We start from the raw sequence: 21,658 nt of genomic DNA, 5'->3' as shown, positions 1-21,658 counted from the left end.
CAATATCGGGCATGCCACGTCCGATCGAAGCCCTCATCCACCTCCCCCACCTGGCCCACAACCTGGCCCGCGCCCGCGCCTGCGCGCCGGACGCCCAGGTCTGGGCCGTTGTCAAAGCCAATGCCTACGGCCACGGCATCGAAAACGTCTTCGAGGCCTTCCGGGCCGCCGACGGCATTGCCCTGCTGGACCTGGACGAAGCCCAGCGCGTGCGCGCCCTCGGCTGGCGCGGGCCCATCCTGCTGCTGGAGGGTTGCTTCGAAGCGCGCGACCTGGAGCTGTGCTCCCGCCTCAAGCTCTGGCACGCCGTGCACTGCGAGCAACAGATCGACTGGCTGGCCATGCACAAGACGCACGAGCCGCACCGCGTGTTCCTGAAGATGAACAGCGGCATGAACCGCTTGGGCTTCACCCCGCAAGCCTTCCGCGCCGCCTGGACCCGGCTCAACGCCCTGCCCCAGGTGGACGAGATTTCTCTGATGACCCACTTCTCCGACGCCGATGCCCAGCGCTTCGGCCAGGACGGCATCGCCCATCAGGTGGCCGCCTTTCAAACGGCCACCGCCGACCTGCCCGGTGAGCGTTCACTCTCCAACAGCGCCGCCACCCTGCGTTACAACCAGCTGGGCCATGTGCGGGCTGACTGGGTGCGCGCCGGCATCATGAGCTATGGCGGAGTGCCCGATTACCCCGAGCATGACGCCACACACTGGGACCTGAAGCCCGGCATGAGCTTGCGCGCCAAGGTCATCGGCGTCCAGCAATTGCAGCCCGGCGACACGGTCGGCTACGGCAGCAGCTTCACCGCCGACAAAGCCATGCGCATCGGCACCGTGGCCTGCGGCTATGCCGACGGCTACCCTCGCCATGCTGGCACCGGAACCCCGGTGCTGGTCGATGGCCTGCGCAGCCGCACGGTCGGCCGGGTCTCCATGGACATGCTGGCGGTGGACCTCAGCGATCTGCCCCAGGCCGGATTCGGCAGCGAAGTGACGCTTTGGGGCCAGAGCAGCCGAGGCGCCGTGCTGGGCATCGACGAGGTGGCCAAGGCCGCCGGCACCATCGGCTATGAACTGATGTGCGCCCTGACCAAGCGCGTGCCCGTCACCGTGGTGCACGGTGACTGAGGCCCAGCAGGCGGGGCAGCGATGAACCTCGCCTGGACACCCGCCGACTGGGAGCTGGATTTCAGCTTCATCCGCGCCAGCGGCCCGGGTGGGCAGAACGTCAACAAGGTGTCGAGCGCCGTGCATCTGCGTTTTGACATCCAGCGCTCCAGCTTGCCACCGCTGATCAAGCAGCGCTTGATGGCTCTGTCGGACCAGCGCATCAACGGCGAGGGCGTGGTGGTCATCAAGGCCCAGGACTCGCGCAGCCAGGAGGCCAACCGCGCCGAGGCCGTGGCCCGGCTGCAGGAGCTGGTGCAGAGCGTGGCCCACACGCCCAAAGCCCGCAGGGCCACCAAGCCCACCTGGGGCTCGCAGCAGCGCCGCCTGGCCGGCAAGGCCTTGCGCAGCGGCGTCAAGGCGGGGCGGGGGCGGGTCCAGGGCGACTGATACCTAGGGTTCACCCTCGGTGCGTGCAGCTGGGTCGACGCAGTTTGCAGTTCGTCGCAGCCCTCTGGCCCGGGGCGGGCTGCTTGCGCACACTGGCTTCCATGGCAGCTCGCCATGCAAGCAAGACCGGAGCCCACCATCATGTCCCTCAGCAACGAACTCGAACGCCTGGCCGAACTCCATCAACGCGGCCAACTGTCCGACGAAGAGTTTCAGCGCGCCAAGGAGCGGCTGTTGCAGGGTCAAGCGGCCAGCCCCGAAGCTGGCGCACAGAACCGCAGCTCGTCCGCGGCCGACGCCGGCCTGGGCTCAGCCATCAACCGCCTGCAACGCAGCCGCGAGGAACGCTGGCTGGGCGGCGTCTGCGGTGGCCTGATGGTCGTCAGCGGCACGGCCGCCTGGATCTGGCGCCTGCTCTTCCTGGCCTTGCTGTTCTGCCACGGCGCCGGCCTGATCACCTACCTGGTGCTCTGGCTGCTGGTGCCCGAAGCACCCAAGCCCGTCCCGGGCCTGGGCTGGCACAACGACGAGAGCACTCGCAAGGCGCCCTCGCTCTGAGCCCCAACTCAGTCGACGCGGAAGGCGAACTCCTGCTCGAAACGATGGTTGCCCGGGCAGACGTAATGCTCACGCAACGTGCCATCCACCGCCGCCATCAGCAGGCGGCGGGTCTTGGCATCCATCGCGCCGCGCGCGAGCAGGACTTCGGTGGCCACCACCCGGCCCTCGCGCACGGTGGCCAGGATTTTGAACACCGCCTCACCCGTCCAACTGACGGCCGGCAGCTCGGGCCGGGCCATCTGGGTGCAGACCATGCCGGCCTGGCGAATCGCCGGCTCGGCCACCGGCGGGTTCAGGACCGGCTCGACCACGGCCGGCCGCGGCGTGAAGTCCACCACCGGCGGTCCGTCGTAGCGGGTCACGATGTCGTTGGGGCTGGGGTCGCGCTGGATCACGAATTCAGGCACCGGCACCTGGGGCGGCAAAGGGATGTCGCGCAGCTGCTGAGGCAGATCCACCGGCACCGGCTGCCGCACGGGGTCGGGCGGCTTGGGCGTGTCGATCAGCACCTGCACATCGGTCTGGGCCGGTGGCTTGGGCAGGCCGGGCCGGGCAAAGCCCTGGATCAGACCCACCACCAGGGCCACGTGCACCAGGGCCGCAAACCCCAAGCCGGTGTAGCGGGCCAGACCGGGCTGAGGCTTCAGCCCCGCGTCGAACACCGTCAAGGTGGAAGAGGACGTAGAAGAGGAATCGAACTGCGGGGCATGCTGCGGAATCATGAGAGCCATCCTTTCGATCAAAGCAAACGCGTCTTCAAGCCAGGGCCGCGGCTCTTCGGAACCGCCGGCCTGAACCCAGGCTAAAGACCCGCCCGGCCTGGCGTCAACGGCGAAAGCGGCCGCGCGCTGCGTCTGTAGCCGCACACAAACAAGCGCGGCCATGACCTCCGGGACCCTGGCGCCCCTGTGCCAAGCTCGGGGGTGCGCCGCCCCCGCTTTCGCTGCCGCAAAGCCCGTGGCGCCCATTTCTGGAGCGCCCACCATGCCCGACACCCACACCGCAGCCCAGCGGCTTGAGCACGACAGCTTTGGCGACATCGCCGTGCCGGCCGATCACCTCTGGGGCGCGCAGACACAGCGCTCGCTGCAGTTCTTCGCCATCTCCACCGAACGCCAGGCCCCCGAGCTGATCCATGCACTGGTGCTGGTGAAGAAGATCAGCGCCCGCGTCAATGGGGAGTTAGGTCTGCTGAGCGCCGACAAGGCCGCCGCCATCGTCGCGGCCGCCGATGAAGTGCTGGCCGGGCGCTGGGCCGAGGAGTTTCCACTCTCGGTCTGGCAGACCGGCTCGGGCACGCAGACGAATATGAATGTCAACGAGGTGCTGGCCAACCGGGCCAGCGAGCTGCTCGGCGGCGTGCGCGGGCCGGCGCGGCGGGTGCACCCGAACGACGAGGTCAACCTCGGCCAGTCCTCCAACGATGTCTTTCCCACGGCCATGCACATCGCTGCCGCGCTGGCCATCGAGCAGCAGCTGATGCCGGCCCTGGACGAGTTGCGCGGCCAGCTCGACCTCAAGGCCCAGGCCTTTGCCGACATCATCAAGATCGGCCGCACCCATCTGCAAGACGCCACGCCGCTGACCCTGGGCCAGGAGTTCTCGGGCTATGTTGCCCAGCTGGAGCAGGGCCGCTTGCATCTGCAGGCCGCCCTGCCCCACCTCTACCAGCTGGCCCTGGGCGGCACGGCAGTTGGCATCGGCCTGAACGCCCACCCGGCCTTTGCCGCCCGGGCCGCGGCCGGCATCGCCGAGGCGACCGGCCTGCCCTTTGTCAGTGCGCCCAACAAGTTTGAGGTGATGGCGGCGGCCGATGCGCTGGTGCACGGCCACGGCGTGCTCAAGACGGTGGCCGCGAGCCTGATGAAAATTGCCAACGACATCCGCTGGCTGGCGAGCGGCCCGCGCTGCGGCATCGGCGAGCTGCAGATTCCGGAGAACGAGCCGGGCTCCTCCATCATGCCGGGCAAGGTCAACCCGACCCAGAGCGAGGCGCTGACCATGATCTGCTGCCAGGTCTTCGGCAATGACGTGGCGCTCAATATCGGCGGCGCCAGCGGCAACTTCGAGCTCAACGTCTTCCGGCCCATGATGGCCCACAACTTCCTGCAAAGCGCCCGCCTGCTCAGCGACGGCGCGCGCAGCTTCGCCCGCCACTGCGTGGCCGGCATCGCGCCGCGACGTGCGCGCATCGAGCAGCTGCTGAACGAATCCTTGATGCTGGTGACGGCGCTGGCGCCGCACATCGGCTACGACCGGGCCAGCGCCATCGCCAAACACGCGCACGCGCATGGCCTGAGCCTGCGCGAGGCGGCCCTGCAACTGGGCGAGCTCAGCGGCGAACAGTTCGACCAATGGGTGCGGGTCGAGGACATGGTGGGGCGCTGAGCTGAAACGAAAAAGGCGAGCCGCCCGGTGCGGGCGCTCGCCTCGTGGCCTGCGATCGGCAGGCTTGAATGCAGGTTTCTCGATCAGGCCGAGGTGGCGACGCCACGGCGACGACGGCTCAGTGCACCCAGACCTGCCAGGCCCAGGGCCATGTAGACATAAGTGGCAGCTTCAGGCACGGCCGTGACGGAGAAACTGATCGGAATCTCGATCGCCTGACCGTCGATCACTTGCAAGTCGAAGTGCTGGCCTTCGAAAAAGTACACATTGAAGTGGCCGGCATCGCCGCCGCCCACGTCGAACAGCAGACCCGCTTCGCTGAAGTAAGCGCCATCGTTGACGAACTTGTTGTCGTAGAGGAAGTTGCTGTCTTCCCCCAGCGGCACCAGGCCGAGGATGGTCTGGCCATTGCGCGTGCCGCTGATGCTGAGGATGTCCTCGGGCACCAGGGCGGCACCGCCGGTGGTCAGGGTGCCGGACGCGGTCACGCCCGAGCCGCTGTAGGACCAGGCCCAGACCGTGTCCGCGTGGGCCAGGCTCGAGGCCAGCAACGCGGCACCACTCAGCAGCAGAGCTGCAGCTTGCTTGAACAATCTCATGACTTTTCCTTTGTTTCAGACGGCCTCACGGCCCGTGAGCACTCAACAACAAAAACCCCGGTCCCAAGGTAGGCCGGGGCATGGGCAGCGTCAAGCGGGCAAAGCCGGAGAGGGCTTGCCCGGGGGTGTCGGCGATCAGCCTTCGCGGCGGCGGCGTGCCATGAAGCCGAGCACGCCCAGACCCGACAGCAACAGGGCATAGGTGCCCGGCTCCGGCACTGCGGCGACCGCGGCCAGGGTCAGGTTGTCGGCCGTGGGCCAGAGGAAGCCGGAGGCCGGTTGCACTGCCGCCAGGGTGGCCGACAGCAGCGGGCCATCGGACACAAAGCCGAGGAAGCTGCTGGTGGTGGCGCCGGTGATGGACTGGGTGTAGGTGCCGCTGGCATCGGTGGCGGTCAGCACCACATCGCCGGCCGCGAACAGACCCGCGATGTTGGAGCCAAAGAAGTTGCCACCAAAGGCGCTGACGCCGCCGGTGAAGTTGTTGAAGGTGATGGTGTCGGTGGCGGTGTTGGTGGACAGCCAGGGATTGGCCGTGGTGCCGGCGCCGAAGAAGGAGGTGGTGGTGACCGAGGCGGTGTAGCCGTAGGCGCCCGCACTGCGGGTGATGGGGCTGGGCGTAGAGCCGGTGATGGAGAAGCCGGTGAAGGTGTCGACGCCGGGCGCAGTCACCGCCGCCAGAAAGGCGGCCTGCGAGGTGTAGACGGTCACGGAAGCTTGCGCAGCGCCGGCGGCGGCGACCAGTGCGGCCAAAGCCAGAGGCTTGATCAGGAATTTGGAGGTGAGCGACATGGACAGTTCCCTTGAAGTCATTGCGTGGTGTTCGCGATCCGAGGCGTCACAGGCAAGCGGCGCTTCGTGGCTTCAGTGTCAGCAGCGTGACAGGCGCTCACAAGACTGCGAGCTAGGGGGAACTGTCCCGGTCAAGAGGCTCGGGCCAACCCTGTGTGCCAGAGTGGCACGAGCCCTTTAGCGCACGGGTCGCGTGGCCAGATAGATGCTGCCCAGGCACAAAGCCATGCCGGCCAGCGAGAGCAGGCTGGGCGCCCAGCCCTCCAGCGCCGCCGAGATCACGAGGGCGATCACCGGGATCACCACCCCGGTCAGCGCGGCGCGCGCCGGCCCTTGCAACTGCGCCAGCTTGAAATACAGAACAAAGGCGGTGACCGAGCCGAACACCGCCAGGTAAAGCAGGCTCAGCACATAGGGTGCATGCCAGTCGAAATGCAGGCCCTGACCGCTGAACAGCGACATCAGCAACAGAAAGACGGCGCCATAGCCCATGCTCCAGGCGAGGATGGGCACCAGGGGCAGGCCGCGCCGCGTCAGCGTCAGGGTCAGCACATTGCCGATGCAGGCGGCCAGCACGGCCAGCAGCCCCAAGCCCAAGCCCAGGGCGGCCGTGGGGCGCGCGCCGGTCTCGGCGATCTCGGGCCAGAAAATCAACACCACGCCGACCACGCCACCGCTGGCGCAGAGCAAGAAGCGGCGGGTCACCGTCTGACCGAAGAAGATTCGGCCGCTCAGCGCGTTGCCGAACACCATCAGGCAGAACAGCACTGCCACCAGGCCGCTGGGGATGTGACGCTCGGCCTCGTAGACCGAGTAGTAATTGCCGCTGTACTGCACGATGCCGGTGGCCAGCATCAGCAGATGGGCCGAGCCTGGCATGGCCAGGGACTCGCGCCGCCAACGCGCCAGCGCGAACAGCAAGGCCGACGCGATGGCAAAACGCCAGCCCACCGAATTGAGCACCGGCACGCCGCTGTCCAGCTGGTAGAGGATCACATGCCAGGTGCTGGCCCAGATCAGCGTGGGGCCCCAGAACAGCCAGCGGGTGGAAATCGCAGAAGTCGACATGACAGCTCGCCAAAAAAGCAAAGGCCGCCCGGAACAGGCGGCCTGCGGAAGATGAATCGGAGCAGAGGTGGCTCAGGGCAGGCGCGGCGCCTCAGACACTGCGCTTGAAGCTGGCCAGCAAGGCCCCGGCGGCGACAAAGAGGCCGCCGAAGGTGCGGTTCATGGCCTTGATATGCGCCGGTGAACGCAGGGCCGAGAGCACCCTTGCGGCCAGCACCGTGTAGCCGGCCATCACCACCAGATCGGTGAAGCCCAGGGTGGCCGCAATCACCAGGTACTGCTGCACAAGGCTGGCCTTGAGATCCAGAAACTGCGGCACCACCGCCAGCAGGAAGACCGTGCCCTTGGGGTTGACCGCGTTGATGGCCCAGCCGCGCAGCACCAGTTGGCGTCGCGTCACCTGGGCCGCGTCGTTGTCGGCCGCCACCATGGGCGTGGCTGGCGCGCGCCATTGCTGGATGCCGAGGTAGACGAGGTAGGCCACGCCCAGCCATTTGACGATGGCAAAGCCGATGCTGGAGGTGGCGATCAGGGCGCCCAAGCCCGCGCCCACCAGCAGGATCTGGGTCAGGATGCCCAGGATCAGACCGAAGGTGGTGAAGTAGCCGCGCCGAAAACCGTGGTTGAGGCCCGAGCTCATGGCCGCGATCGCGCCGGCACCCGGCGACAGGCTGATGGCCCAGGAGGCGGCAAAAAATGCCAACCAGGTCGAAAACTCCATTGACTGCTCCTTCGGGCCTGCACACGACGTCGGCCAGGCCGACATTCTGGCACCACGGGCCAGCGCCTGCTTGGGGCGAGCATCGCCCGCGCAAGCGCCGCCGAGGTGGCGACGGTGAACGAGGACAATCGCACCATGGCCAAAGAAAAATCCATCTACACCTGCTCGGACTGCGGCGGCATCAGCCCCAAATGGCTGGGCAAATGCCCCAGCTGCGGCGCCTGGAACACCTTGATCGAGGGCGTGGCCGAGGCGCCCGGCGCGGGCGGCAAGAACAACCGCTACCAGGCCCTGGCCAAGAGCCAGCCGGTGGCCACGCTGAGCGAGATCGAGGCCACCGATTTCGAGCGCACCCCCACGGGCCAGGACGAGCTGGACCGCGTGCTCGGCGGCGGCATCGTCGCTGGCGGCGTGGTGCTGATCGGCGGCGACCCGGGCATCGGCAAGTCCACCCTGCTGCTGCAAGCGGTGGAAGACCTGTCGCAGAAGCTGCCCGTGCTCTACGTCACTGGCGAAGAGTCGGGCGCGCAGATCGCCATGCGCTCGCGCCGCCTGGGCCTCTCGGGCCACAAGGTGCGCGTGCTGGCCGAGATCAGCCTGGAAAAAATCCTGGCCACGCTGGAGGCCGAGACGCCGGCCTTCTGCGTCATCGACTCGATCCAGACCCTGTACTCCGAACACCTGAGCTCGGCCCCCGGCTCGGTGGCCCAAGTGCGTGAATGCGCGGCCCAGCTGACGCGCACGGCCAAGGCCAGCGGCTGCGCCATGGTGCTGGTCGGCCATGTCACCAAGGAAGGCTCACTGGCCGGGCCGCGCGTGCTGGAGCACATCGTCGACACGGTGCTGTACTTCGAGGGCGACACCCACAGCAGCTTCCGCCTGGTGCGGGCGATCAAGAACCGCTTTGGTGCCGTCAACGAGATCGGCGTCTTCGCCATGACCGAGAAAGGCCTCAAGGGCGTGGCCAACCCCAGCGCCATCTTCCTGAGCACCCACGGCGAGCCGGTGCCCGGCAGCTGTGTGCTGGTGACGCTGGAGGGCACACGGCCCCTGCTGGTCGAGCTGCAAGCCCTGGTCGATGGCGGCGGGCCCAGCCCGCGCCGGCTCTCGGTCGGCCTGGACCGCGACCGCCTGGCCATGCTGCTGGCCGTGCTGCACCGCCATGCCGGCGTGGCCACCCAGGATCAGGATGTCTTCATCAACGCCGTCGGCGGCGTGCGCATCAACGAGCCGGCGGCCGACCTGGCCGTGCTGCTGGCCATCCAGAGCTCGCTGCGCGGCCGTCCCCTTCCCAAGGGCTTCATCGCCTTCGGCGAGGTCGGTCTGGCCGGTGAGGTGCGCCCCGCACCGCGGGGCCAGGAGCGCTTGAAAGAAGCCGCCAAGCTGGGCTTCAGCGTCGCCGTCGTGCCGAAGGCCAATGCGCCCAAGAAGCCCATCGAAGGCCTGACCGTGCATGCGGTCGAGCGCATCGAGGAAGCGATGGACTGCGTCAGGGGGCTATAAAGCTCTTGAGTCAAGAACTCTGCAACACCATGTCAACGTATTCCCAGTAGCTTTGAGTTGGGTTGGGAGGTCTTTTCCGCAGTACCTCTTTACACGACTCGCGATAGCTCTGATCCGCTGTGCTGCTATCTACGGGAATTCCGAGCCGAGCAAAAAAACTCTCTCGACCCTTTTTATCGAAATAGATTGGCAACAAGCAGAATTTCGACCAATCGTTGGTAGGCTCATAGCTCAAGAACGCAACTTTCCGCTTTAGGGTTGCAGCCTTGATCTCGTTCTTCCAGATCAAGTCTTCTCCCTCGCCCAGCCCGATCTCTCGAACTGCCTGAATCAAGTCCGGTATCGCTTCCCGATACATATCAAGCTTGTTTTCGACCCCATTTTTTGCTTTTGTGTCGGGACTGACTCCCAAACCCCGAACTTCAAATACTGCCTGTAAGAAGTCGCGTGTTTCATCCGCACCCCATGGACCAGGAGTGGACATTAGCTCACCCCAACTCGCCCGAAATGCACTCCAAACCGCTTCTGCTGAACTCATTGACCCTCCGCTCCTTGGTCTGCGCATTGTAGGGTTATGTTTGAAAACGGCCTCGATTCAGCGGGCGCGCCAAGTCGTCTCGCAGCCAGGGACGGCCCGCCCGTTTGTTGCGGTACATGGCGTCGTCGGCGCTCTTGGCCAGGCTCAGCTCGTCCTGGCCGTCCTCGGGGAACAGGGCCAGGCCCAGTGAGCAGGTGATCTCCAGACGCACGCCGCCCAGCTCCATGGGCTGGGCCACCTGGGTGTAGATCTTGTCCGCCACGCCCTGAGCCGATTCGCGGCTGAGGGCCCCGCTGAGCAAGACCACGAACTCATCGCCGCCGATGCGGCCCACGGTGTCGGTCTCGCGCACCGCAGCCTTGATGCGGCGCGCCACCGTCTGCAAGAGCTGGTCGCCCACAGCATGGCCGAACTGGTCGTTGATGGGCTTGAAGCGATCCAGGTCCAGCAGGATCAGGCCCACCGGCTCGTGGTAGCGCCGGGCATGGGCCAGGGCGAAGCGCAGGCGCTCGTCGAAATGCGCGCGGTTGGCCAGCTCGGTCAGCGGGTCGTGCAAGGCCATGAAGCGCACTCGCTCCTCGGACTGGCGGCGGGCATTGATGTCCGACAGCGTGCCGATCATGCGCAGGGGCTGCTGCTGGCGATTGCGCTCGACCACGGTGCCGCGAGCCAGCACCCAGTTCCAGCGGCCCACACCGCCAGCCACCCGGTACTCGGTGGAGAACTGCGCCTGGCTGCCGTCCAGGCAGGCCTGGGCCTCGCTGCGCACGCGCGGCAGGTCCTCGGGGTGGATCAGGCTCCAGAACTGCTCCATGGGCAAATCGGCCGGCAGCGGTGGCAAACCCATCAGCTGCTTCCAGCGCACCGAGCTGCTGAGCCGGCCGTGCGGCAGGTCCCAATCCCAGACACCATCGCCCGCACCTTCTACCGCAAAAGCCCAGCGCTGCTCGCTCTCGCGCAGGGCGCGGGTCATCTGCTCGGCCAGGGCCTGGGCGCGCTCGCGGGCATGACCCAGCATCCAGGCCAGCAGGCTCAGCAGCACGCTCAGCAGCACGCCCATGCGCAAGACATTGGGCGCGTAGTCGGCGCCATGGCGGGCAGCGAAAGCCGGGCCGGCGGACAGTTGCAGGGTCCAGGTGCGACCGCCCAGCACCAGATACTCACGCGCCTGGCGATCACTTGCCGGCGGCGCCTGCACGCCGGCTTGGGCACTGCGCTGCCAACTGGCGTCGGCACGCCGGTAAAGCAGATGGCGTTCCAACAAATCCTGGCCGTCGTACAGCGCCAGCGAGAGCGCGGCCGGCAGCTCACCGTAGAGGCTGGCCATCAGCTCGCCTGCCGCCACCGGCGCCAGCACCCAGGCCTTGAGCGCCTCGCGGCGGGCAGCGGGCGTGTCGGGCAAGGCCACACCGCGGTAGACCGGCAGCGCCAGCACAAAGCCGGGCTGGGCGGGCAGCCCCAGATCGGCCAGATTGAGACGGGCCGACAAGGCCAGGTGGCCGGACTCCTGCGCCTGCTGCAGCAGCTCGCGCAGCGCCGGCTGGGCAGCCAGATCCAGCTGCAAGAGGGCCTGGTTGCGCGCCACGCCGGGCTCCATCTGCATCACCCGGTAGGCGGGTCCGCGCGGCCCGGGCTGGGCCTGCACCCAGGCCAGACCTTGCACCCCGGCGAAATCCGCCCCCAGGGGCAGGGCCTCGACATAACGCCGAAAAGCCTGAGCATCGACTTGAGGGCTGGCCGCGAGAAAGCCCTGTGCACCTTGCAACAGGTGAGCATGGGCGGCCATGCGCTGCTCGATGCGTTCGCTGACGTCGCGCAGGCTGGCGTCAAAAGCCTGGCGCTGCACGGCCTGCTCACGCCTTTGCTCGGAATGCCAGAAGCTCAAGGTCAGGCCCAGACTGATCAGGAACACGGCCAGCGGCAGGCCGCGCCAACGCAGCCAGCGCGCTTGCGAATTCAGTCCCGGCAGGGTCCAGCGCAGCTTCATGGTCGCGCCACCATGGCCCGCGCCAGCTCGGGCTTGAAGTACTTTTCAAAGATGCGCAGCAAACTGCCGTCGGCCTGCATGTCCTGGATCAAGGCGCGCCAGCGTGCTTGCTCGGCGTCGCTCAAACTGGCGCGCGACATGATCAAGCCATGCTGCACCGGCGCATCGCCGAACTCCAGCACCTGGGTCTGCTCGCGTATCCGGGCTGACTCCAAGCTCGGCAGGTCAAAGGGCTCAACGATCATGGCTTGGATCTGGCCGGCCACCAGAGCATCGAACAGTGCCGTCAAGCCGTTGGCGTGAACCAGACGCTGCTGCTCGGCCAGGCGGTCGACCAGATGGTTGGCGCTCTCGCTGTAACGAAAGCTGCGGATCACACCCAGCTGCAGCTTGCGCTGGCGTTCAAAGTCTTCGAGCGTGCGCACCTGAGCGTCACGCCGCAGCAGCAGCTGGTAACGGTTGCGAAAGCACCAGGCAAAGCTGGCGAACTTCTCGCGCTGCGGATTGCTGATGCCGGAAAGGCTGAAATCGAGCGCCCCGCTTTCGATCAGCTGCCAGATGCGCGCACGTGGCATCAGCGAGACGAAGAACTTGCAACCGCTGCGCCGGGCCATTTCGTCGGCGATGTCCTTGTCGATGCCGCTGCCGGTGGCCGCCGAGTAGAGCAAGCCGTGCTCATGCAAGGCCAGGCTGAATGGGCGCGAACAATCCGGCCCCGGGGTCGGTGCTTGGGCCTGCACGGCCTGCCCGATCAGGCCGAAACCGAGGGCCGCAAACAAGCCGTCGGCCCACAGCCGGCGCCGCTGCCTCGACCCTGAACTCCGTAAGCGCCACCTCACCGTGCGGACTCCCTCATGCCGTCGTTCCCGTGGTCGCTCTTTTCCTGCCGGCGCCTGGATTCGGGATTTCCCTTAGGGGGACTGAGGATACGCCAAAGCCATGACTTGCCCAAGCAGCTTGTGCGAAATCACGGCCGTCCGGGCGCCTTGCACTACCATGCCGGCCCATGAATACATGGATTGGAAGCGCCCTGGCCCTGGTGGCCCTGGTAGGCGGTGGCTTGTTGTACGGCTGGCAAGGGGTGATCCTGGCCCTGACGGTCGTGGTGTTCTGGCTGCTGCTGCAGTTCTCGCGCCTGATGCGGGTGATGCGCGCCGCCTCGGAGGCGCCGGTCGGTCGGGTCGAGAGCGCCGTCATGCTCAATGCCAAGCTGCGCGCCGGCATGAAGCTGGTCGATGTGCTGCCGCTGACGCGCAGCCTGGGCCAGAAGATCAGCGAGCAGCCCGAGGTCTATGGCTGGACCGACGCCGGCGGCGTGCGGGTCGAGCTGCACATGGAAGGCGGCACGGTGCGCAGCTGGAGCTTGCTCCGCCCGGAGGACGCTCCGAAAGAGCAACAAGCCTCGTAAAATCAGGGTCTTTGCCGCCGGCGCCCGGGTGCGCTGGCCCGGCCCTCACCTCCCGCCCCTGTTGTTGACACGAAAGAAACCTCCCATGAGCGAAGCCAAATCCATCGTCGAAGTCACGGCTCAGGATGTGCAGGGCCCGGGCGTTGTGGCCTGCCCCAACCCCAAGATGACGCAGTGGAGCAGCCACCCCAAGGTCTTCATCGACCTGAGCCATGAAGGCCAGGGCAAGTGCCCCTACTGCGGCACCGTCTACAAGCTGAAAGCCGGCGAAACCCTGCACAGCCACCACTGAGCCGCATGCAGTCGCGCAGCAAAGCTCAGGCCGCCGCCCTGCTGGCCTCGCCCGAGGACACCGAACAGCAGTTCTACGAAGCCCTGCAGCAGGCCGATCTGGACCGGCTGATGGAGGTCTGGGCCGACGAGGAGGAAATCTCCTGTGTCCACCCCGGCGGCCCGCGCGTCGTGGGCCTGGGCGCGATCCGCGCCGCCTTCGAGACCGTCTTTCTGCAAGGCGCCATCCCAGCCCACCCCGAGCGCGTGCGGCGCCTGCACACCGGCGACACCGCCATCCACCAGGTGCTGGAGCGCGTGCAGGTGGACGGCCCGGACGGCCAGCAAAGCGCCTGGGTGATCGCCACCAATGTCTACCTCAAGACCGCCTTCGGCTGGCGCATGGTGCTGCACCACGCCAGCCCGGGCAGCGCGCATGACATCCAGGAAGTGATCGAAGAGCCTTCGGTGCTGCACTGAAGGCCGACACCCCGAACCGTTCCGAGATGCAGTACTCCGCGCCGCGCTGGCTGCCCGGCGGCCACGCCCAGACCATCTGGTCTGCCCTCTGGGCCCGCCACCACGGCGGCCCGGCCCTGCGCTTCCAGCGCCAGCGCTGGGACACACCGGACGGCGATTTCATCGACGTCGACTGGCTCAACTACGCCCCGCCCGAAGCCGGCGACGACGCCTTCTGGCCCCTGCCCGCCATCCCGCCCGAGGGCACGCCACGGCCGCCGCTGCTGGTGCTCTTCCATGGCCTGGAGGGCAGCTCGCAAAGCCAGTACGCCCAAGCCTTTGCCACCGTCGCGCGCTCGCGCGGCTGGGCCTGCGCCCTGCCGCATTTCCGCGGCTGCTCGGGCGAGCTGAACCATGCGCCACGCGCCTACCACTCGGGCGATTTCGAAGAGATCGCCTGGATCCTGGCCCGTTGCAAGCAGCAGCATGGCGGCCCGGTGCTGGCCGTGGGCATCTCGCTGGGCGGCAATGCCTTGCTGCGCTGGGCCGAGGAGCATGGCCAGAGCGCCGCCCTGACCGCCCGCGCCGTGGCCGCCGTCTGCTCGCCCATCGACCTGGCCGCCTCGGGCCGGGCCATCGGCAGCGGCTTCAGCCGCCTGGTCTACACCCGCATGTTCCTCAAGACCATGGTGCCCAAGGCCCTGCGCAAGCTGGAGCAGCACCCGGGCCTGTTCGATGGCGAACGCCTGCGCCGCGCCCGCGATCTCTACGAGTTCGACAACATCTTCACCGCCCCGCTGCACGGCTTCCGCGACACCGAGGACTACTGGGCGCGCGCCTCGGCCAAGCCGCATCTGCGCCGCATCGGCATCCCGGCCCTGGTGCTCAATGCCCGCAACGACCCCTTTGTGCCGGCGCACAGCCTGCCGCAGGCGCGCGATGTCGGCGCCTTCGTCACGCTCTGGCAGCCGGCCCACGGCGGCCATGTCGGATTCACCCACGGCAAGCCGCCGGGCGAGGTCTTCACCATGCCCGAGCAGGTCTGCGACTGGCTGAGCCGGGCGCTGGGTTGAGTCGCCACGGCAGCCATTCATTGCGGACTTCCTGCCATTCAACGGCGTAGCAGCCTGCTCGTCCGGCCCAGGCTGACACCGTCAAGTTGCGCCCTTATGCTGCCTCCGACCCGATCAAGGGCAGGAGGAACAGGGCATGGACCCAGAACGGTCGACGAACGACACAACAGCCGGACTCTTGCTGCAGCTCCAGCAGGCCAGCAAGCACTACACACGGGGCGGCGGCTCGGTCCAAGCGCTGGACCAATTTGACCTGGAGCTGAAAGCCGGCGAAGTGATCGGCCTGCTCGGGCCGAATGGCTCGGGCAAGACCACCTTGGTCAAGATCCTGACCGGACTCTGCGACGCCGACCAGGGCGAGCTGCGCTGGCGCAAAGACCCCGCTCGGGCGGCTGGTCAGCCCGGCCCCCATTTGCGCGAGATCGGCGTGTTGCTGGAGGGCCGCGGCGCCGCCTACGAGCGCCTGACCACCCTGGAGAACGCGCGTTACTTCTGCGAGCTGCGCGAGCAGCGCTTCAGTCTCGATCGCTGCCGGCAGATGGCCGATCTGCTGGGCCTGAGTGATCTCGACACACCGATCCGCCAGCTTTCCACCGGCAACAAGCTGCGCGCCGCCCTGATCGGGGCCCTGATCCACCGGCCGGCCCTGGTGCTGCTGGACGAGCCGACGCTGGGCCTGGACCTGGAAGGCGTGGAGCGCCTGCACGCGCTGGTGCACCAGGGCGCGGCCGAAGGCCAGACCTTTCTGATCGGCTCGCACGATCTGCATTTCATCGAGCGCCTGTGCCCGCGCATCGTCTGCATCCACCGCGGGCGCAAGCGCTTTGACGGCGCTCGTGAGGCCTTTGTGCACCAGGACTACCGCTACCGCTTGGTGGTGCGCAGCGAGCAGGCCTGCCCGCCGCCGCCCGAATGGCTGGGCCCGAGGGACTGGCAAGCAGCGCCGGGCGAGGCCGGCGGCTGGAGCCTGCCCTTGCGCGACCCGCCCGAGGCGGCCCGACTGATGGCCGAATGGGCCGCCTGGCTGGGCCGCTGCAGCGCGCTGCAGCTGCGCGCGATCGAGCTGCGCGAGCATTACCTGGAACACCTCGGCCTGTCCGCCACTGAAGCCTCCATCGAGGGAGCACCCACCCCATGAGCACCCGCCGCCCCTGGATTCGCCATGGCCTCAACGAGGCCCGCCGCAGCCTGGCCCTGGCGCGGCGCTACTGGGTCGAGGCCGTGCTGGGCATCGGCTTCATCTTCAGCCTGTTCGGCGGCCTGGTCTTCGCCGTGCTCAAGGCCAGCGGCCAGTCCCTGGATTCGGGCCAGGCCGATGGGCTGATCATCGGCTTTGCCCTGTGGATGTTTGCCAGCGGCCTGGCCCATGGCAGCGCCCAAGAGATCGTCGAAGAGACGCAGCAGCGCACGCTGGAGCAGCTGCAGCTGGCACCAATGAGCCTGGGCCAGCTGTTGACCGTACGACTGTTGCTGCAAAGCGTGGTGGGCCTGATCTTGCTGGTGCTCACGCTCGGTGTGATCGCCTGGCTGACCGACGGGCGCGTGCAGCTGAGCCTGCCTGCCCTGGGCCTGGCCGTGCTGGGTGCACCGTCCATGGCCGGCCTGGGCTATGCGCTGGCGGGCCTGAGCCTGCTGGTCAAGCGCGGCGAGCTGCTGATGATGGCGGCCTATCCTTTGGTGATCGGCCTGGTGTCACTACCGGCGCTGCCGCTCTCGGGCTTGTCGGCCCTGCCCTATGCCCTGGCCGCCGCCGCAGCACGCGCGGCCGCGGGCGGCCAGACCTTTCCGGTCGAGGTCTGGGCCTGGGTGGCGCTGAACAGCGCCGTGTTCCTGGCCGCGGGTCTGGCGATCTTTCGGGCCTGCCTGCGACAGGCGCGCCATCTGGGCGTGCTGGGTCACATCTGAACGAGGCGCGGGCCAGTCCGCCGAACCTACACTGGCGGCATGGATGCAATCGTCGAAGCGGCCCTGAAAAAATGGCCCAATGTGCCGCACTGCTACGGCTGGCTAGCCCTGGATGCCCGGGGCGATTGGTATATGCGCGACGAGCGCTGCCAGGCGGCGGGCCCGTTTCCGCAGGTCAAGGGCAGCCGCGTCACGCACGAGAAGCTGCGCGAGTTCATCGCCCGCAATTACGCGGCCGACGCGCGCGGCGCCTGGTTCTTTCAGAACGGCCCGCAGCGCGTGTACCTGCAGCTGGAGGCCGCGCCCTGGGTCTGGCGCGTCGATGCCGCAGCCCTGCAGCCGGGCGGCACGGTGCAGAGCCACACCGGCTTGAGCACCACCGTCAGCGCCAGCTGGCTGGATGAGCAGGACCGCCTGTTCCTGAGCACGCCGCTGGGCCTGGGCCTGGTGCACAGCCTGGACATGGACTGGGCCGCCCAGGCCGTGGAGCAGGGCCTGTGGGCACCCGAGTTCTGCCGCCATGCCGATTTGCTGCAGCGCTGTGGCGTGTGCCTGGCGCCCGAGGTGAATGTGGCCGCAGGGGCCGCAGCGGCCGGCTGACCGTTCGGCCTGGCTTTGCTGCCGCTGGCCCTGAAAGCAGGCGACAGGCGCGAAGGTGACCGGCACAGTGCAGCCGGCTGACACCCCCACAGCGCCATGTTCGACCCTCTTTCACTGCCTGATTGACCGCACGATTCACCGCCCATGAAACCGCTCCGCCTCGCCATCGCCTGCCTGCTGCCCCCGACACCCCGCCTGCCGCGCAGGCCGATTACCGACCCGCCCTGTGGTCGGTGGAGCATCAGGGCCGGCGCTCCTGGCTGTTCGGCGCCCTGCCCTGGAGCGAAGCCGGCGTGACGGCACTGCCCGGCCCGGTCCAGCAGGCGCTGACCGAGAGCGATCAGCTGGCCAGTGAGCTGCGCATGCCGGTGGCACCCAGCGAGGCCGCCCCCTTGCTGGCCGCCCTGCGCAAGCCCGACGCTTCCTTCCGCACCACCCTGCCGGCCGATCTGCTCGGCGACTTTGATCAGCTGTGCAAGCAGCAAGGCCTGCCCTGCAACGCCCTGGACAGCCTGCCCCCCTTCTTCGTGGTGGCTGCCCTGCACAAGCTGATGGCCCAGAAAGCCGGCCTGCAAAGCCAGGAACAGCACAGCAGCATGAACCTGGTGCACCGGGCCATGAAGGACAAGCCCTTGCTGGAGCTCGAAGGGCTGCAGGCCGGATTCCAGCTGCTGCAGTCCATCCCCGAGGCCGACCAGCAAGCCCTGCTACGCCGCCTGCTGATCAGCCAGGGCCAGGACAGCGTGCAAAGCTACGCCGCCTGGCGCCGCGGCGATATGGCGGCCATGCAAGCCAGCTTCGAGAGCTCGGCCTTCACACCGGCCACGCGCGAGCGCATCCAGCGCGAACGCGACCAGGCCTGGAGCCTCAAGATCGCCCAACGCCTGCGAGAAGGCCAGCGCCTGTTCGTGGCCGTGGCGCCCGCCCATCTGGGCAGCGAGGGCCTGCCGGCCCTGCTGCAGGCCCAGGGTTTCAAGGTGACGCGTGTCGCGTACTGAGACCCTCACTCGCGACACCGCCTCCAGGGCCTGGCCCCTGTGGCGCCAGGCCGGTTTGCTGCTGTCCTTGTGCGGACTGCAGGCGCTGCTGATCCTGCTGATCCAGTTCGCCCTGTTCGGCGACCCGGGGCTGCGCCCGGGCACGGTGCAGCGCGTCGGCCTGATGGCCTTGCTGCGCTGGGGCCTGCTGGGCCTGCTGGTCAGCCAGGCACGGCCAGGGCAGCCCTGGGCGCACCGCCTGCCTTTGCTGGCCGCCCTGGCCGCCATCGACGCGCTGTGCATCCACGCCCTGACCCAGTGGCTGGGCAGCGGCGTGCCCCTGGACCCCCAGGCCCTGAACCTGAGCCCCGTGCAGCTGCGTTGGATCAGCCAGGGCGGCAGCTGGGTGGTGGCGCTGGCCCAGTACCTGCTGTTCAGCCTGGCCTGGCAAAGCCACCTGGACCGCCGGCAGCGCACCGCGCTGGAGCAGCAGGCGCGCGCGGCCCAGCTGCAGGCCTTGCAGAACCAGCTCAAGCCGCACTTTCTGTTCAATGCCATGAACACCGTGCGCGGCCTGATCTTCGAGAACCCCGAGCGCGCCGCCCATTTGCTGACCGAGCTGTCCACCCTCTTGCGCGCCAGCCTCGAACAAAGTGGCAGCCTTTGCCGCCTCGACGAGGAGTGGCAGCTCTGCCAGCGCTACCTGGCCCTGGAAGCGAGCCGGCTCGAAGATCGATTGCAGCTGGACATCCGCCTGCCGCCCGCGCTGATGGCCCAGCGCCTGCCGCGCTTTGCCCTGCTGGGCCTGTGCGAGAACGCGATCAAGCATGGCATTGGCGCTCGCCGTGAGGGCGGCTGCCTGCGCATCCATGCGGCGCATGAGGCCAGCAGCCCGCTGTGGACCCTGCGGGTAGAGAACCCGCTGGCACCGCAGGCCGGCCCTGCCGCGCGCACCGGCCTGGGCAGCGGTTTGGCCCATCTGAGCGAAAGCCTGCGCCTGCAGCTGGGCAGCACGGCCACATTGCATGCCGGCCCGGAGGCCTCGGGCCCGCACTTCCGCGTTGAACTGCGCCTGCCCTGGCAGGACGCCTGCACCCCATGACGATGATGAAGCCCTCTCACTTGCGCCTGCTGCTGGTGGACGACGAACGCCTGGCTCGGCTGGAACTGCGCCGCCTGCTGGCCGCGCATGACGATGTCGAGGTGCTGGCCGAGGCCAGCAGTGGCGAAGAGGCCCTGGCCCTGCACGCCCAGCTGCAGCCCCATGCCCTGCTGCTCGATGTGCAGATGCCCGAGCAGGATGGCCTGGCGGTGGCCCGTGCCCTCAACGCCGAGGCGCGCATCATCTTCTGCACCGCCCATGCCAGCTTTGCGGTCGAGGCCTTCGACCTCAATGCCCTGGACTATCTGGTCAAGCCGGTCGCGGCCGAACGCCTGGCCCAGGCGCTGCAGCGCCTGCGTGCCGAGCTGCACCACGCCAGCGGCCCCTATCTGCCCGACGAGCACCGCGTGCTGCTGCGCCGCGGCGATCAGATGGCCCTGATCCGCCTGGGCGACATCGCCCTGATCGAAAGCCGCGACAACTACCTGGAGCTGCACACGCCACAAGGCGTCTTTCTGCTGGCCGGCAGCCTCAGCCGCCTGCTGCCGCGCCTGGACCCGCAGCGCTACCAGCAGATCAACCGCCAGGCCCTGGTGCGCCTGGATGCCATCGCCCGCCTGCAGCCCGGCGACGACAGCAGCCTGCAGCTGCAACTGCACAGCGGCCCCTGGTTGACCGTGTCGCGCCGGCAAAGCCAGGCGCTGCGGCAGCGCTTCAGCCTTGGTTGAGGAGGCCCAAGGCCGGCCTCGGTCAACGCCCGCAGCCTGGCGCGCGTTGCACAGGACTGCCGCTTCCCGGGGATTGCCATGCCACCGCTGTTTCGCTCGCCCATGCACGCCCGCAAACCCTGCCTGGCCGCGCTGGCCTTCAGTGCGCTGCTGCTGACCCCCTCGGCCTGGGCCTTTCGCTGCAACTCTTTTGTCATTGACGCCGGCATGGCCAAGCCCGAGGTGCTGCGCAAATGCGGCACGCCCAGCCTGCAGGAGCAACGCCTCGACCGCCGCGTCATCCGTCTGCGCGTGCCCGCCGCGCCCAACAGCGGCCTGCCACCCGGCAGCACGGTGGAGTTGGAGCGCGAACGCCAGGTGCTGATCGAAGAATGGGTCTACAACTTCGGACCCCAGCAGTTCATGCAGCAGCTGGTGTTCGAGGACGGCCGTTTGGTGTCCGTCAAGGACCTCGGTTACGGCAGCTGATCCTGTTGCACCGACTCAGGGCGCTGTGCGATGCGCCTCGGCCTCGCGCAGCTGGGCAATCGCCGCCCACCAACGCTCCATCAGTGCCGCCCGCTCGGCACCGGCATCCTTGCGCTGCACGAGGTAAATGTCCATCTGCAGCAAGGGCTTGCTCAAGACGGCCAGGCCGTGCAGGCTTTGCGCATCGGGTGACAGATTGAGCTCTGGCGCTGCAACTACCGCCAGATCGACGCGACCGGCGCGCAACTTGGCCAGCAACTGCGCCATGCTGTGCGCGGAATCCTCGACGCGCAGGCCGAGACCGAGCAGGGGCTCCGCGGTGATGCGCACCCCAGCCCGCACGCCGATCACGGGCACCTTCCCGCCAGCGCCGAGTCCCCGCAGAGCCTGGCCATCCCAGTCGAGCGTGGAATCCTCGCGCTTGAGCCAGACCAGATGGAGTTGCATCAGGCTGCGTGACGCATCCAGCTGCCCGGCCCGCAGAGGGAACTGCAGTTCCTGCAGATTGACCGGCGTGGGGCCGGCGAGCGCTGCCTCGATCTGCCCCTGATCCAGCATCAGGCGGCAACGACGCGGTGGCAGCCGCAGCAACTCCAGCTCCAAGCCCTGCTGGCGCGCACTGTCCTGCAGCATGCGCTCTACCGTGCCGGGATGCTCCGCCTGGTTGTTCAGGAACGGAGGCGCTTGAAGGTCGGTGACACACACCCGCCAGCGCGTGGGCAGGCCCGCCGATTCGGCCGCCCGAACGGCGGCCGGCCCAGCCGCACACAAGGCCAGGATCAGCATGAGCGGAGCAAGCCGGTTCATGGCCTTGAGCTTACTGCAGGCTACCACCGGCAGGCCAGCCGCCCCGGCACAAGGCGTCGCGCGCAAGACCTGGCCCCGCGGCCCGAACGGCAGGCGCGCACAAAGCCAAAAACACGCGGCGAAAAAAAGCCGACCCGAGGGTCGGCTG

The 21,658-nt window shown here is 67.9% G+C and carries 25 protein-coding genes; 16 read left to right on the top strand and 9 right to left on the bottom strand.

What is annotated here, in order from left to right:
- Window positions 1-11: 11 nt before the first annotated feature.
- The 3 genes from alr to C1O66_RS17825 all read left to right on the top strand — a co-directional run bounded on the left by alr (window position 12) and on the right by C1O66_RS17825 (window position 2,114).
- The gene (gene alr / locus C1O66_RS17835) at window positions 12-1,127 is read left to right on the top strand and encodes an alanine racemase (RefSeq protein WP_102769121.1); all 1,116 of its coding nucleotides are present in this window, start codon (window positions 12-14) and stop codon (window positions 1,125-1,127) included.
- A gap of 21 nt (window positions 1,128-1,148) precedes the next feature.
- Window positions 1,149-1,556: an alternative ribosome rescue aminoacyl-tRNA hydrolase ArfB gene (arfB, locus tag C1O66_RS17830; protein WP_102769120.1), complete on the top strand. Its 408-nt coding sequence runs from the start codon at window positions 1,149-1,151 to the stop codon at window positions 1,554-1,556.
- A 141-nt stretch (window positions 1,557-1,697) separates the two neighbouring features.
- On the top strand, window positions 1,698-2,114 hold the full coding sequence (locus tag C1O66_RS17825; protein ID WP_102769119.1) for a PspC domain-containing protein: 417 nt from the start codon (window positions 1,698-1,700) through the stop codon (window positions 2,112-2,114).
- A gap of 8 nt (window positions 2,115-2,122) precedes the next feature.
- Here the strand turns inward: C1O66_RS17825 and C1O66_RS17820 are convergent, their stop codons facing one another.
- Complete coding sequence (locus C1O66_RS17820; protein ID WP_133155280.1) at window positions 2,123-2,839, bottom strand: hypothetical protein; 717 nt, start codon at window positions 2,837-2,839, stop codon at window positions 2,123-2,125.
- A gap of 262 nt (window positions 2,840-3,101) precedes the next feature.
- Here C1O66_RS17820 and fumC point away from each other — a divergent pair, with 262 nt between their 5' ends.
- On the top strand, window positions 3,102-4,505 hold the full coding sequence (fumC, locus tag C1O66_RS17815; protein ID WP_102769117.1) for a class II fumarate hydratase: 1,404 nt from the start codon (window positions 3,102-3,104) through the stop codon (window positions 4,503-4,505).
- A gap of 83 nt (window positions 4,506-4,588) precedes the next feature.
- Here fumC and C1O66_RS17810 read toward each other — a convergent pair whose 3' ends face one another.
- The 4 genes from C1O66_RS17810 to C1O66_RS17795 form a co-directional block, all read right to left on the bottom strand.
- Complete coding sequence (locus tag C1O66_RS17810; RefSeq protein WP_133155279.1) at window positions 4,589-5,104, bottom strand: PEP-CTERM sorting domain-containing protein; 516 nt, start codon at window positions 5,102-5,104, stop codon at window positions 4,589-4,591.
- Between the two features lie 135 nt (window positions 5,105-5,239).
- Window positions 5,240-5,896, bottom strand: a complete 657-nt coding sequence (locus C1O66_RS17805) for a PEP-CTERM sorting domain-containing protein (protein WP_102769115.1) — start codon at window positions 5,894-5,896, stop codon at window positions 5,240-5,242.
- A gap of 177 nt (window positions 5,897-6,073) precedes the next feature.
- Window positions 6,074-6,964 (bottom strand): DMT family transporter, encoded by an 891-nt coding sequence (locus tag C1O66_RS17800; protein WP_102769114.1) that lies wholly within the window; start codon window positions 6,962-6,964, stop codon window positions 6,074-6,076.
- Between the two features lie 91 nt (window positions 6,965-7,055).
- Window positions 7,056-7,685: a LysE family transporter gene (locus tag C1O66_RS17795; protein WP_102769113.1), complete on the bottom strand. Its 630-nt coding sequence runs from the start codon at window positions 7,683-7,685 to the stop codon at window positions 7,056-7,058.
- Window positions 7,686-7,820: 135 nt separating this feature from the next.
- On the opposite strand from C1O66_RS17795, the gene radA reads away from it, so the two are divergent.
- The gene (gene radA, locus C1O66_RS17790) at window positions 7,821-9,188 is read left to right on the top strand and encodes a DNA repair protein RadA (protein WP_102769724.1); all 1,368 of its coding nucleotides are present in this window, start codon (window positions 7,821-7,823) and stop codon (window positions 9,186-9,188) included.
- A gap of 10 nt (window positions 9,189-9,198) precedes the next feature.
- Here the strand turns inward: radA and C1O66_RS17785 are convergent, their stop codons facing one another.
- The 3 genes from C1O66_RS17785 to C1O66_RS17775 are packed head-to-tail and all read right to left on the bottom strand — an operon-like array spanning window position 9,199 to window position 12,492.
- Complete coding sequence (locus C1O66_RS17785; protein ID WP_133155278.1) at window positions 9,199-9,726, bottom strand: hypothetical protein; 528 nt, start codon at window positions 9,724-9,726, stop codon at window positions 9,199-9,201.
- Between the two features lie 34 nt (window positions 9,727-9,760).
- Window positions 9,761-11,713, bottom strand: coding sequence for a sensor domain-containing diguanylate cyclase (locus C1O66_RS17780; RefSeq protein ID WP_102769111.1), 1,953 nt, complete (start codon window positions 11,711-11,713; stop codon window positions 9,761-9,763).
- Window positions 11,710-12,492, bottom strand: a complete 783-nt coding sequence (locus C1O66_RS17775; protein ID WP_207795982.1) for a substrate-binding periplasmic protein — start codon at window positions 12,490-12,492, stop codon at window positions 11,710-11,712. Before C1O66_RS17775 ends, C1O66_RS17780 begins: the two co-directional genes overlap by 4 nt.
- Window positions 12,493-12,719: 227 nt before the next feature.
- On the opposite strand from C1O66_RS17775, the gene C1O66_RS17770 reads away from it, so the two are divergent.
- The 11 genes from C1O66_RS17770 (at window position 12,720) to C1O66_RS17720 (ending at window position 20,703) form a co-directional block, all read left to right on the top strand.
- Complete coding sequence (locus C1O66_RS17770; RefSeq protein WP_102769109.1) at window positions 12,720-13,121, top strand: hypothetical protein; 402 nt, start codon at window positions 12,720-12,722, stop codon at window positions 13,119-13,121.
- An 85-nt stretch (window positions 13,122-13,206) separates the two neighbouring features.
- Window positions 13,207-13,413 (top strand): zinc-finger domain-containing protein, encoded by a 207-nt coding sequence (locus C1O66_RS17765; RefSeq protein ID WP_102769108.1) that lies wholly within the window; start codon window positions 13,207-13,209, stop codon window positions 13,411-13,413.
- A 5-nt stretch (window positions 13,414-13,418) separates the two neighbouring features.
- Complete coding sequence (locus C1O66_RS17760; RefSeq protein WP_102769107.1) at window positions 13,419-13,871, top strand: YybH family protein; 453 nt, start codon at window positions 13,419-13,421, stop codon at window positions 13,869-13,871.
- Between the two features lie 26 nt (window positions 13,872-13,897).
- Entirely contained in the window at window positions 13,898-14,923 is a 1,026-nt protein-coding gene (locus C1O66_RS17755; RefSeq protein WP_102769106.1) for a YheT family hydrolase, read from the top strand.
- 136 nt (window positions 14,924-15,059) lie between these two features.
- Window positions 15,060-16,061: an ABC transporter ATP-binding protein gene (locus C1O66_RS17750; RefSeq protein ID WP_102769105.1), complete on the top strand. Its 1,002-nt coding sequence runs from the start codon at window positions 15,060-15,062 to the stop codon at window positions 16,059-16,061.
- On the top strand, window positions 16,058-16,828 hold the full coding sequence (locus tag C1O66_RS17745) for an ABC transporter permease (RefSeq protein ID WP_102769104.1): 771 nt from the start codon (window positions 16,058-16,060) through the stop codon (window positions 16,826-16,828). The genes C1O66_RS17750 and C1O66_RS17745 overlap by 4 nt, the downstream gene beginning before the upstream one ends.
- 39 nt (window positions 16,829-16,867) lie before the next feature.
- Window positions 16,868-17,428, top strand: coding sequence for a DUF2946 family protein (locus C1O66_RS17740; protein WP_102769103.1), 561 nt, complete (start codon window positions 16,868-16,870; stop codon window positions 17,426-17,428).
- Window positions 17,429-17,550: 122 nt separating this feature from the next.
- Window positions 17,551-18,426 (top strand): TraB/GumN family protein, encoded by an 876-nt coding sequence (locus C1O66_RS17735; RefSeq protein WP_102769102.1) that lies wholly within the window; start codon window positions 17,551-17,553, stop codon window positions 18,424-18,426.
- Complete coding sequence (locus C1O66_RS17730) at window positions 18,413-19,507, top strand: sensor histidine kinase (RefSeq protein ID WP_102769101.1); 1,095 nt, start codon at window positions 18,413-18,415, stop codon at window positions 19,505-19,507. The genes C1O66_RS17735 and C1O66_RS17730 overlap by 14 nt, the downstream gene beginning before the upstream one ends.
- Window positions 19,504-20,235, top strand: a complete 732-nt coding sequence (locus tag C1O66_RS17725) for a LytR/AlgR family response regulator transcription factor (RefSeq protein ID WP_102769100.1) — start codon at window positions 19,504-19,506, stop codon at window positions 20,233-20,235. The genes C1O66_RS17730 and C1O66_RS17725 overlap by 4 nt, the downstream gene beginning before the upstream one ends.
- Before the next feature lie 78 nt (window positions 20,236-20,313).
- Window positions 20,314-20,703 (top strand): DUF2845 domain-containing protein, encoded by a 390-nt coding sequence (locus tag C1O66_RS17720; protein WP_102769099.1) that lies wholly within the window; start codon window positions 20,314-20,316, stop codon window positions 20,701-20,703.
- 15 nt (window positions 20,704-20,718) lie between these two features.
- Here C1O66_RS17720 and C1O66_RS17715 read toward each other — a convergent pair whose 3' ends face one another.
- Window positions 20,719-21,510: a type 2 periplasmic-binding domain-containing protein gene (locus C1O66_RS17715; protein ID WP_133155277.1), complete on the bottom strand. Its 792-nt coding sequence runs from the start codon at window positions 21,508-21,510 to the stop codon at window positions 20,719-20,721.
- Between the last annotated feature and the right edge of the window lie 148 nt (window positions 21,511-21,658).

Origin of the sequence: Paucibacter aquatile (assembly GCF_002885975.1) — a bacterium.
Taxonomy (GTDB): Bacteria; Pseudomonadota; Gammaproteobacteria; order Burkholderiales; family Burkholderiaceae_C; genus Paucibacter_A; species Paucibacter_A aquatilis.
Note: the sequence above shows the minus strand (reverse complement) of the source record. Positions and strands in the feature narration are given on the sequence as shown.